The organism is Streptococcus mitis subsp. hohhotensis, assembly GCF_020089495.2.
GTDB classification, from domain to species: domain Bacteria; phylum Bacillota; class Bacilli; order Lactobacillales; family Streptococcaceae; genus Streptococcus; species Streptococcus hohhotensis.
This window is the reverse complement of the sequence record NZ_JAIRCA020000013.1, coordinates 1-11288: the sequence shown is the minus strand read 5'-3', so window position 1 is coordinate 11288 and position 11288 is coordinate 1. Positions and strand designations below refer to the sequence as shown.

The window sequence follows — 11288 nt, the reverse complement described above, 5'->3', positions numbered from 1 at the left end:
CATAAAAAGCCTAGAAATCAATTCTAGACTTACAATTTTTTATTTTCCAAGGTAGTATTCAGAAACTACGTTCAATTTTTCGTCGAATTCGAATACCAATGGTGGGAAGTTAGGGATTTCCACGTCCATGATTTCGTCATCTGACAAACCTTTGATGTGTTTTACAAGGGCACGGATTGAGTTACCGTGAGCTCCTACGAATACGTTTTTGCCATCTTTAAGAGCTGGAGCGATTTTATCTTCCCAGAATGGAAGGGCACGTTCCAAAGTCACTTTCAAATTTTCAGCATCTGGGATAACTGAATCGTCAAGTGAAGCGTAACGACGGTCAGTGTGAGCTGAGTGCTCATCATCACGATCCATGTTTGGAGGCAATACATCGTATGAACGACGCCAGATGTGAACTTGTTCATCACCAAATTGTTCAGCAGCTTCAGCTTTGTTTTTACCAGTCAAACCACCGTAGTGACGTTCGTTCAAGCGCCATGATTTTTCAACTGGAACCCACAATTGGTCAGAAGCTTCAAGAGCCAAGTTCGTTGTTTTGATAGCACGTTTCAATACTGAAGTGTAAGCTTGGTCAAATTCGATACCAGCTTCTTTGATCAATTTACCAGCGTCAATCGCTTGTTGTGTACCTTTTTCAGACAAATCAACATCAGCCCAACCAGTGAAAAGGTTAGCTTTGTTCCATTCAGACTCACCGTGGCGAGCAAAAACCAATTTTACCATTAGATGGATTCTCCTTTAAATTTTCCGAGGTTTCCCTTCGTTTATCTATTCTATTTTACACAATTTTTCACAAAAAAGCTAGTCAAAACCAAAAAGGAAAGGACTGTTTGGCAGTTGGATTGCTTTGAACAAGATCAGCAAATATATGAGAAGAAATTTCCATTTCACTCTTGCTAGTCTCTTTACTTTTTGTTAGAATGATGTCAAAAAATAAAGAAGGTTAACATTATGCCACAACATCTCTTTAAAGAATTGGCTCAACTAGAGCAAGTAGAAGCTCTAGCTCTAGGAGGATCACGGGCTGGACAAGATTTTGACAAAGACTCTGACTATGATGTATATGTCTACCTCAGTTCTCCTCTCTCGCCAGACATACGAAAAGAAATCCTCAGTAAACACTGCTCCTATATGGAAATCGGTAATCAATTTTGGGAATTGGAAGACGATTGTGTTCTCAATAATGGTATCGAAATCGAGCTGATTTACCGCTCTTTAGACGAATTTGACAAAGATTTACAAGCCGTAGTTTTAGAGCACCAAGCCCAGAATTCTTACACTACTTGTATGTGGTACAATCTTCTCAACAGTAAGATTATCTACGATCAAGATGGTCACTATGCTGCCCTCCAGAAAAAGTACAATCTTCCTTATCCAGCTGAGCTGAAAAAGAATATCATCAACAAGCAATTCCTGCTTCTCGACCAAGCTATGCCAGCTTTTTCAAGACAAATCAAAAAAGCTCTCAAACGCCAAGATTTACTCAGCATCAATCACCGCAGTAGTGAGTTTTTCGCCTCTTATTTTGATTTGCTCTTCGCCTTCAATGAGCAGCTCCATCCAGGAGAAAAACGCATGCTCCAGTTCGCAAAAAACAATTGCTATCATCTACCTCAAAATTTTGAAAACGATATTCAAGACTACTTTCAAAATCTCTACCAACTAACTCACCAGCAGAAAACAGTCCTAACTTTGGAGCATCTCCTATCAAATCTTAAACACTTAATTGATGAATCCATTTAGAACGCCAACAGATAAAAGCTCATGAAATCTACTTTTCCGATGATTCATGAGCTTTTTGAAATTCAACAACAGACAACGATGTAAAGTTATACTCAATGAAAATCAAAAAGCAAACTAGGAAACTAGTCGCCTCACTGTGCTGAAGTACAGTGAGGCGACATTGACGTAGTTTGAAGAGATTTTCGAAAAGTATTAATTGAAACAAGAACAAGACAATAAACTTCTAACATGATAAAAACGCATCATATCAGGTATTCAAAAACGTGATACAATGCGTTTTATAGATTATAAAATTAGTTGTCTTTTCTTCTCAAATTGAGTTTTCCCTAGACTTTTCAACCTTATTTCTCTTCAAATCCTTCTGCGACAGCGTCCGCAAAGTTTTCTTCTACGATGCTTGCACAATGATCACAGATGACTGCCTGGTAGCTGCGTTCTGCTGTTGTTGGATCGATACGACGACAACGGTCACATACATCACCTGCAGCGCGTTCAACTGTGAAGGCTACATCTTCGAAGCTAACGGCAGCTTCTGGAGCTGGCCCCTCTGCGATAGTCAATTCAGACACAATCAAAAGTTGAGCTACATTGCTATTTACTGCTTCGAGTAGAGTTTTCACAACTTCATTTGGATAAACTGTCAAGTGTGCTTCAAGTGATTTACCGATAACTTTGGCATTACGAGCCTCTTCCAAGGCTTTTTGAGCTTGTCCACGGAAGTCCATGAAGGCTGCCCATGTATCCAAGATTTCTTCTTGGTTAGCAAAAGTTTCTGCTTCTGGCAATTCTGACAATTGAACAAAGTCTTCAGCTTCAAACTCAAGGTATGACCAGATTTCTTCCGCAGTATGAGGAAGGATTGGTGTCAAGAGTTTCGTGATTTTCACAAGAATATCATAGAAGACAGTCTGCATTTGACGGCGTTCCAATGATTTGGCACCTTCGATGTAAACAACATCTTTGGCAAAATCAAGGTAGAAGGCTGACAAGTCAACGTTGATAAAGTTCACCAATGCCTTGTAGATTGTCAAGAATTCAAAGTTTGCGTAAGCATCACGAATGGTCTTGACAAGCTGGTTAAAGCGGATAGTCATGTACTTGTCAACTGAACGTAGTTCTTCGTAAGCTACCGCATCCTCAGCTGGGTTAAAGTCAGATGTGTTAGCAATCAAGAAACGAAGAGTGTTACGAATCTTACGGTAAGTTTCAGAGACTTGGCTCAAGATATCCATAGAGATACGCACGTCGTTGCTTGAGTCTACACTTGTTACCCAGAGACGCAAGATTTCTGCACCAAATTGTTTTTCAACATCGCTTGGAGCAATGGTATTTCCAAGAGATTTAGACATCTTCTCACCTTTACCGTCAAGAGCAAAACCTTGTGACAAGATTTGTTTGTAAGGTGCTACGCCATGGTTGGCAACTGATGTGATGAGTGATGAGTTGAACCAACCACGGTACTGGTCAGAACCTTCTAGGTAAAGGTCTGCTGGGTAAGTCAACTCAGGACGGTTTACTACAACTCCATTCCATGATGAACCTGAGTCAAACCAAACGTCCATGATGTCTGTTTCTTTCTTGAACTTGCCATTTGGAGAACCTGGGTGAGTATATCCTTCTGGCAAGAGATCCTTGGCATCGCGTTCCCACCAAATGCTTGAACCATGTTCCTCAAAGAGTTGAGCCACATGTTCAATGGTTTCAGCAGTCATGATCGCTGTACCATCTTCAGCGTAGAAAATTGGAAGTGGAACACCCCAAGCACGTTGACGAGAGATAACCCAGTCGCCACGGTCACGAATCATATTGTAAAGACGGACTTTACCCCATTCTGAGTGGAATTTCACTTTTTCAATTTCATCCAAGATTTCTTGGCGGAATTTAGAAACTGAGGCAAACCATTGTGGAACTGCACGCCAGATGATTGGTTTCTTCGTACGCCAGTCAAATGGGTATGAGTGAGAAATTTCTTCTTGAGCAAGAAGGAGGTTGCCAAGTTTCTCGATGACAGTTGGAACCACTTTGTCATAGAATTGACCTTCAAACTCAGGACCAGCATTCTTCATCATGATACCACGTTCGTCAACAGTCACTGCGACTTCAAGACCATTAGCAATACCAACATTGTAGTCATCCTCACCAAAACCAGGGGCTGTATGGACAATACCAGTACCAGAGTCAGTTGTAACGTGGTCACCAAGGATAACCAACTCATCTACAGCTGTATCCCATGGGTGTTCTGTTACGATGTGGTTGAGTTCTTGACCACGATAAGTTGCCAAAACTTGAACATCAGCCCAACCAAATTTCTCAGACAAGCTATTCAATAATTCTGCAGCAACCACAAACTTACGAGTTTCACCAGCAGGTTGAACCAAAACGTAATCAATATCCGCTCCAACAGTCAAACCACGAGAAGCTGTGATAGTAAATGGAGTAGTTGTCCAAACGACGATATAAGTATCTGTATCTAGAACACCTTTGCCATCTTTTACCTTATTGGCATAGTAAAGGGAAGTTGAAACCAAGTCATGGTATTCAATCTCTGCTTCCGCAAGGGCAGACTCAGATGACCAAGACCAATAAACTGGCTTGGCACCACGGTAGATATAACCTTTGTTAGCCATCTCACCGAAGACACGGATTTGGGCTGCTTCATAATCAGGAGTCAAAGTCACATATGGATTTTCCCAGTCACCAGAAACACCCAAACGTTTAAAGTCTTCACGTTGTTTATCTACTTGAGAAAGAGCATATTCACGGCAAAGTTTCAAGTACTCAACCAAGTCCATTTCTTTACGTTTGACACCTTGTTTTGCCAAAACTTGCTCGATTGGCAGACCATGAGTATCCCAACCTGGGATAAATGGTGCGTAAAAACCTGACATAGATTTTGAACGAACAATGATATCTTTTGAAATCTTGTTCATAGCGTGTCCAACGTGGATATTTCCGTTCGCGTATGGAGGGCCATCATGCAAGGTGAAATGAGGTTTTCCTTGGTTCAATTCTTGACGACGTTGATAAAGTTTTGCATCTTCCCATTCCTTTTGCCAAACTGGCTCTTTGGTAGGAAGGCCTGCACGCATTGGGAAAGCTGTTTTCCCAAGATTAAGGGTATCTTTGAGTTTCATGGTATCTCCTTTATAAATAATAACAAATTAAAAACCACGACTGCCAAAAAGGACGAAAATCGTGGTACCACCTTTGTTCGGAAAAAGATCTAGTCTTTCTCCCTCTTTTCCCGTAACGTGGGGAACGTCAAATCTTACTAGCTTCAGACTTGAGTTTTTGAGAGGATAATCTTATCAATAGGGATTACAGGACTCACACCATCTCCTGCTCGCTGGAAATATAAAGATAAGATATTGTTCTCACATCGTTTCTTATAAAATTGTAACAGATTCTTGCGGTGCCACAAAACCTGGTTCTGAGTTCACAGCTTCAGTAGCTGGTGTTGGGCCTGAGTAATGGCTTGGGACTACTTCTGGCTCTTCATACATTGGACCAACTGGATGAGCAGGCTCTTCTTCAATTTGAGGACTCACTACAGGAGTTGGATTTTCCACTTCCTGTTTAGCCTGAGCTTCAAATTCAGCCAATTCTTTATTGGCTGCCTCAATACGAGCTTGTAACTCTGCCATTTCTGCCTGAGAGAATTGACGTGTCATATCAATTGGTTCTTCCTCAATTGGAGCTGGAATTGGTTCTCCAAGTACTTCGCTAACAACTTCTTTAAAGGCTTCATCACTGGTTTGAAGATAAGTAGCTGTTGGACGAAGAATATCTTCCCAATCTGAAGATTCAACAATAGCCAACTGACTCTCAATTGTAGATTTGAGACGCTGGTGGAAGACACGACTCTTGTTCTTCAATTCTTCTGTTTCAACAGCAACTTTCTTAGCATTATCAGTTGCGTGACGAAGAATTTCATTTGCCTTGTACTTAGCTTCTTCCAATAAACGTTGCGCATCTTGCTCTGCTTGATGGATAATATTGTTTGAACGTTCAGCTGCAGCTTGTTTTACTCGTTCAGCTGTATCTTGGGCAATCAATACAGACTGGCTCAATGAATCTTTCATCTCATCAAAGTAAGACAAACGATCTTCTAAACTCTTAATATGTAAATCCTTATCATGATTAGAGCGGACTAAATCTTCATAATCACGGACTACAATATCTAAAAATTCATCTACTTCTTCTGGATCAAAACCTCTAAAGCGTGTGCTAAAGGTTTTATCTTTGATTTCTAACGATGTAATTGGCATATTTTTCCTCACTTACTTAATAATAACTGGACTGTTATTTTTTTCTTCTCTTTTTTCGTTTGTCCCTTATCTTGAAGCAACCTCAGACGCCCAAATTTTCTAACACTAATCAAGTCTCCAACTTGAACAGTATAATCTGATTTGTCTACCATATGATAATTTACTTGGACAAGTTTCTTGTCAATCAACTGGTTTGCTTGATTTCTAGATAGTTTTAAAACATTTGATAAAAGAACATCTAATCTAAAACTAGACACACATAAATCCAGCTCTCTATACTGTTCTAGCTTATCTATTTTCTCGGTGAAAGGACGTTCCTCCAGCGAAACGGGTATACGGCCAATTTTCTTTAATCCATCTTGAAAGAGAAGAAGAAATTGCTGATTAATCATAATCTGCGCCCGTTCTTCATCTACTAGGATATCTCCAAAAAGTTTCCGTTCAATCCCTAATTGATTGATGACTGTCCCTAAAATCTTAGCATGCGTTAAGTGTTCAAATTTATTGGAATACACAATTTCCTGGAGAGACATTTCAAAATCTGAAAACTCTGGCTGGAAATAATCTGGGTATAATAAAACTCGAACATACTCACTTGAGACGAATTCCCCACTACTGCTACAAGCAAGACCATAGGTTTGGGCTAAAATTTTTAATAGTTTCTCCTGATGAGGATTGATAAAAGGAGTTAAAAAAGGAGCATAGCTATCTTCTACCTTCTTTATCCATTCCATTCCCTTATCAAGAAAGGGACGATCCTCTATAGAGAAATGCTGGTAAATCCCTTTATTCATCCTATCATCGCCAGAAAACGCACTAAGTTTTCCCCTAAAAATCGAACCAAAACAATCGCAACCCAAACAGATAAATCTAGACCTGCTATCTGTAAAGGCAGGCGTTGCAAAGGAGCAAGCACTGGTTTTACCAATGCTACAATCCAACGACCCAAACTTGATTCGTAGGCGCCTGGAAACCAAGACATGACAGCAAAGGCTACCAAAATCAGGGAGTAAATATCCACTGCATTATAAACCAGACGAATTAAAAAAATCATTATCGTCCTCTATTTCGTCTCATATCAAAATCAAACTCACCCTGTTGATCTTCATCTGGTAAACGAATATCTTCAACATTTACAATAACATTCACTGGTGTCAACAGGTACATGGTAGAAGCTACCTTTTTCAAATTTCCAGCTAGAACATGGCAAGCTCCATCCAGATAATCTAAACAACGACGAGCTTGCACTTCAGTCATATATTGAAAATCAATCAAAATACTTTCGTTTCCTGCTAATAAATCAACAATTTCTATCGCATCTTCATATTTTCTAGGGTAACGAACATCGATTGTTACTTTTTCAGTAGAATGCTGACTTTGCTTGGCTAACTCTTGTTGACGTGCATGCAGTCTAGTAATATTAGTTTCTTTTGTACTAGTTGTGCTTGTGCGTGGTGTTTGATTTGTTGAAAGAGCCTTGTCCTGTGTAGAATTTACTGGAGTTAAAATGGGCTCATCTCGTTTTTCATTAGGGAGACTTAAATCCTCATCCTCCGTAAAATAATCTATAAATCTATCGAATCTATCTTTTAAAGACATGGTTCTCTCCTACTTAAAAAATGCTGTACCTATACGAACAAAGGTGGAACCGAATTGAATCGCTTCTTTATAATCACGACTCATTCCCATACTTAACTCGGTCATAGGCATATTTGGAATTTGTTTTTCTTGGATTTCTCTTTGTAAATCTTGGGTCGCCTTGAAAATTTCTTTCAACTGCTCACTGCTAGCCTCAAAAGGTGCCATCGTCATTAAACCAACATATTCAATCTTATCTAGTTTGGCTAACTCTGGCAAAACTTCCAATAATTCTTCTCTCGAAAAGCCGTGTTTACTTTCTTCTTTAGAAATATTTACTTGAAGGAAACACTTGATGACTCTGTCGCTTCTTTTTTGAATTTCCTCTGCTAGCTTTACTGAGTCCAATGCATGGAAATAATCAACGTATTGAATGACATCTTTCACCTTACGTCTTTGCAAGGTACCAATCAAATGCCAAGTCACATCTCGATCTTTTAAAGCTTGATATTTCTCTAGAAACTTATCTACACGATTTTCACCGATATGATGAACCCCTAGCGGAAGCAAGGCTTCCGCTGTCGATACATCTACATACTTGGTAACTGCAATGACAGAGACTGAGCCACTCTCGCGATGAGCACTCAGACTTGCTTCTGCGACTTCTCGAAAAACACGTTCTGTATTTTCTTTTACATTCATTTACTTAACGATTTTTGAAAAATGGAGGTGTATCCAACTCATCTTCATCTTGTGAATTTGGAATTTCAAAACGTTCTACCGGTGACACTACTGAATCAGTCGGACGAACAATTGTCTCGCGACGTAAATCCCAATCACCAAAAGCAGATCCTTGAGCTTGTTCTGAGCGACGTTGATTTTGTTTTGGCAATTCAACCGTTTCTGCCATATCAAAATGACGATCAAATCCATGTGAATGAGCTGGTCTCACTGTCTCACGGTAGTTGGTAGTAGGTCTAGCTTGTGGAGTCACAACCTTTTCTACGCGGTCTTGACGAACACCCGTTGCAACAACTGTTACACGAATCTCATCACGCATACTTTCATCAATTGAAGTACCGAGCCAGATGTTTACTCCTTGTCCTGCTGCTTGGTTCACAATTTGTGAAGCCTCTTCTGCCTCAATCAAGGTTAAGTCAAGACCACCAGTTACGTTGACAATCACATCTTCTGCTCCATCAATTGTTGTTTCAAGAAGTGGAGAGTAAATTGCCTTACGTGCTGCTTCAACAACACGTTCTTCTCCACTACCGATACCAATACCCATAAGAGCATTCCCTTTATTTGCCATTACCGTTTTCACATCGGCAAAGTCAAGGTTAATCAATCCTGGATTGGTAATCAAATCGGTAATTCCTTGAACACCTTGACGAAGAACGTTATCTGCTTCGCTAAGAGCCTCCAAAAGCGGTGTCTTCTTATCAACAATTTCAAGCAAGTTGTTGTTTGAGATTATCAATAAAGTATCTACATGTTCACGAAGTTGATTGATTCCTTCTACAGCAAATTGTCCACGTTTGCTTCCTTCAAAACCAAACGGACGTGTTACAACACCAACTGTAAGAGCACCCAAATCTTTAGCGATACGAGCAATAACAGGGGCAGCTCCAGTTCCAGAGCCTCCTCCCATACCAGCAGTGATGAAGACCATATCTGCGCCACTGATAGCTTCAGTCAGTGTCTCTTCACTTTCTTCAGCAGCCTTACGACCAACCTCAGGTTGACCTCCTGCACCCAAACCACGAGTCAATTTAGGTCCTAACTGAATAACAGTCTCAGCTTTTGTACTGCTCAAGGCTTGCACATCTGTATTTGCTGCGATAAATTCTACGCCTGTAACACCTTCGTCGACCATACGGTTGATGGCATTGCCACCACCTCCACCGACACCAATTACTTTAATCACTGCACCTTGGGCAGCAGCTGTATCAAATGAAAATGTCATAATTTATTTTTCCTCTTTATTCGTCAAACATGCTTCCGATCAAGCCACGGAAACGATCTGCTAATTTCGGTTTATTTTGTGAAGTCTGTTGAAAATCTGCAACTTGTTCTGCAGGAGCTACAGGTTCTACTTCTGGAGCAGGAGCTGGTTGAACAGGAGTTGATTGAACAAACTGAGCTGTTTTCTGAATCATTCCCCCAAAACTGAGCGGTTGTTGGAATAATCCTTCATCACCCTTAACTGCTCGTTGAGCCAAGAGATGTACTTCTGTCAATTGTCCCGCAAATTCTGACAGACTAATCACATGCGCAAAGGCCGGATTACGAATTCCAACTTGGTTTGGAACATAGAGTTTCACACGAACACCAAAAACTTCTTGAGCAAGCTCCACAATACCCGGTAAAATAGCCGTTCCACCAATCAAAACAATGCCACCAGGAAGATCCAATAAATGTCTTCTGTCTAAGTCTTGTTTGATTTGTTCAAAAATATGCTTAATTCGTGCAGAAATAATCTCTGACAAGTAATTTTCTGTTACTTCAACAGGTTCTACTTCCCCAATCACTTCGACTTGGAATGTTTCTTTACTTGCGAGAGGAGGATAAGCCTCTCCATAGTTTAATTTCAAACCTTCGGCTAGTTTCTGTGATGTCTTCAAGACTTTAGAGATATCCTTAGTTACGTAATCTCCGCCTTCTTGGAGAATATTGGTGAACTGGAGTTCTTGGTTACGGATTGTGGCAACAGTTGTCTGTCCTGCTCCCATATCAATCACTGTAGCACCAAATTCACGTTCACCTTCATTCAAAATCGATTGAACCATTGCTAGTGGTGAAATAATAATATTTTCAACCTGAACACCTGCACGTTCAACTGTCTTACGTAAATTGTGAAGAATAGTACGTGGACCTGTGTAAAGCAAACCACGCATTTCAAGACGAACACCCATCATGCCACGCGGGTCACGAATACCTTGGAAACCATCTACGATAAATTCTTCTGGAATAAAAGTAATGACTTCACGATCTGGTGTCATACTCTTTGTCAAAGCTGATTTGACAACATTTTCGACATCTTGGTCTGTAATTTCTTTTGTATCAGATGTTACTGGAATCATTCCCTGAGTTGGTTCTACCTGTAAGAGATTAGCTGGTAAACCAACATTTACTGATTTAATTGAAATGCCTGCTTTTTCTTCCGCTTGGGAAATTGCTGATTTGATAGCAGTTGCTGCTGCATCAATATCAACAATAATTCCATCCTTTACACCTTTACTTTTGGCATTACTCACGCCAATTACATTTAATTCACCATTTCTCTGCTCAGCTACAAGCACCTTGACAGAGCTTGTTCCAATATCTAGACCTGTAAAAAAGCCTTCTCTAGCCATTACATCGCATCCTCTCTATCTTCCAAGTTTCTAACTTCGTAATATTCAATAGCTAAACGTAGGCATAGCTATTCACAGAATATTATAACACAAAAAATCTCATCGTGCTCAGTTTTTTCCTAAATTTACCAGCCAATTTTTTAGTTTTTCTGTTCAGAAATTCATTCACTGTAAACTTTGTCAACAATCTGTCTATTGTACAAAAAAGAAAGCTCATTTCTCAATGTCATTAAGTTAGTGATCTAACTACTTGAATAGGAGGTGTGATTGAGATCATCAAAGTGATTCTCTATCCTATCTTCTATTTTTTTGCATAACAAATAAAGGTTTTTTT

Annotated in this window: 10 protein-coding genes; 1 reads left to right on the top strand and 9 read right to left on the bottom strand. The window is 39.9% G+C overall.

Annotated elements, in window-relative coordinates:
* Nucleotides 1–39: 39 nt before the first annotated feature.
* Nucleotides 40–732 carry a phosphoglycerate mutase gene (locus K4Z77_RS06395; protein WP_000240129.1) on the bottom strand — a complete coding sequence of 231 codons (693 nt, stop codon included), beginning with the start codon at nucleotides 730–732 and terminating at the stop codon, nucleotides 40–42.
* 228 nt (nucleotides 733–960) lie between these two features.
* On the opposite strand from K4Z77_RS06395, the gene K4Z77_RS06390 reads away from it, so the two are divergent.
* Nucleotides 961–1752, top strand: coding sequence for a nucleotidyltransferase domain-containing protein (locus K4Z77_RS06390; protein ID WP_224218806.1), 792 nt, complete (start codon nucleotides 961–963; stop codon nucleotides 1750–1752).
* 341 nt (nucleotides 1753–2093) lie between these two features.
* Here the strand turns inward: K4Z77_RS06390 and ileS are convergent, their stop codons facing one another.
* The 8 genes from ileS to ftsA form a co-directional block, all read right to left on the bottom strand.
* Nucleotides 2094–4886, bottom strand: coding sequence for an isoleucine--tRNA ligase (ileS, locus tag K4Z77_RS06385; RefSeq protein ID WP_224218805.1), 2793 nt, complete (start codon nucleotides 4884–4886; stop codon nucleotides 2094–2096).
* Nucleotides 4887–5138: 252 nt separating this feature from the next.
* Nucleotides 5139–6020 carry a DivIVA domain-containing protein gene (locus K4Z77_RS06380; protein WP_343236529.1) on the bottom strand — a complete coding sequence of 294 codons (882 nt, stop codon included), beginning with the start codon at nucleotides 6018–6020 and terminating at the stop codon, nucleotides 5139–5141.
* Nucleotides 6021–6028: 8 nt separating this feature from the next.
* Nucleotides 6029–6814 (bottom strand): YlmH family RNA-binding protein, encoded by a 786-nt coding sequence (locus K4Z77_RS06375; protein WP_001032421.1) that lies wholly within the window; start codon nucleotides 6812–6814, stop codon nucleotides 6029–6031.
* On the bottom strand, nucleotides 6811–7074 hold the full coding sequence (locus K4Z77_RS06370; protein WP_000576507.1) for a YggT family protein: 264 nt from the start codon (nucleotides 7072–7074) through the stop codon (nucleotides 6811–6813). The genes K4Z77_RS06375 and K4Z77_RS06370 overlap by 4 nt, the downstream gene beginning before the upstream one ends.
* Nucleotides 7074–7619: a cell division protein SepF gene (locus tag K4Z77_RS06365; RefSeq protein ID WP_000053376.1), complete on the bottom strand. Its 546-nt coding sequence runs from the start codon at nucleotides 7617–7619 to the stop codon at nucleotides 7074–7076. Before K4Z77_RS06365 ends, K4Z77_RS06370 begins: the two co-directional genes overlap by 1 nt.
* 9 nt (nucleotides 7620–7628) lie before the next feature.
* The gene (locus K4Z77_RS06360) at nucleotides 7629–8300 is read right to left on the bottom strand and encodes a YggS family pyridoxal phosphate-dependent enzyme (RefSeq protein ID WP_224218804.1); all 672 of its coding nucleotides are present in this window, start codon (nucleotides 8298–8300) and stop codon (nucleotides 7629–7631) included.
* A 4-nt stretch (nucleotides 8301–8304) separates the two neighbouring features.
* A complete protein-coding gene (ftsZ, locus tag K4Z77_RS06355; RefSeq protein ID WP_224218803.1) occupies nucleotides 8305–9564 on the bottom strand; it encodes a cell division protein FtsZ in 1260 nt (419 codons plus the stop codon).
* 16 nt (nucleotides 9565–9580) lie between these two features.
* Nucleotides 9581–10954 (bottom strand): cell division protein FtsA, encoded by a 1374-nt coding sequence (gene ftsA / locus K4Z77_RS06350; RefSeq protein WP_224218802.1) that lies wholly within the window; start codon nucleotides 10952–10954, stop codon nucleotides 9581–9583.
* Between the last annotated feature and the right edge of the window lie 334 nt (nucleotides 10955–11288).

Coding starts and splice junctions, on each gene's coding strand:
- K4Z77_RS06395 (WP_000240129.1), bottom strand. CDS start 732: ATGGTAAAATTGGTTTTTGCTCGCCACGGTGAGTCTGAATGGAACAAA.
- K4Z77_RS06390 (WP_224218806.1), top strand. CDS start 961: ATGCCACAACATCTCTTTAAAGAATTGGCTCAACTAGAGCAAGTAGAA.
- ileS (WP_224218805.1), bottom strand. CDS start 4,886: ATGAAACTCAAAGATACCCTTAATCTTGGGAAAACAGCTTTCCCAATG.
- K4Z77_RS06380 (WP_343236529.1), bottom strand. CDS start 6,020: ATGCCAATTACATCGTTAGAAATCAAAGATAAAACCTTTAGCACACGC.
- K4Z77_RS06375 (WP_001032421.1), bottom strand. CDS start 6,814: ATGAATAAAGGGATTTACCAGCATTTCTCTATAGAGGATCGTCCCTTT.
- K4Z77_RS06370 (WP_000576507.1), bottom strand. CDS start 7,074: ATGATTTTTTTAATTCGTCTGGTTTATAATGCAGTGGATATTTACTCC.
- K4Z77_RS06365 (WP_000053376.1), bottom strand. CDS start 7,619: ATGTCTTTAAAAGATAGATTCGATAGATTTATAGATTATTTTACGGAG.
- K4Z77_RS06360 (WP_224218804.1), bottom strand. CDS start 8,300: ATGAATGTAAAAGAAAATACAGAACGTGTTTTTCGAGAAGTCGCAGAA.
- ftsZ (WP_224218803.1), bottom strand. CDS start 9,564: ATGACATTTTCATTTGATACAGCTGCTGCCCAAGGTGCAGTGATTAAA.
- ftsA (WP_224218802.1), bottom strand. CDS start 10,954: ATGGCTAGAGAAGGCTTTTTTACAGGTCTAGATATTGGAACAAGCTCT.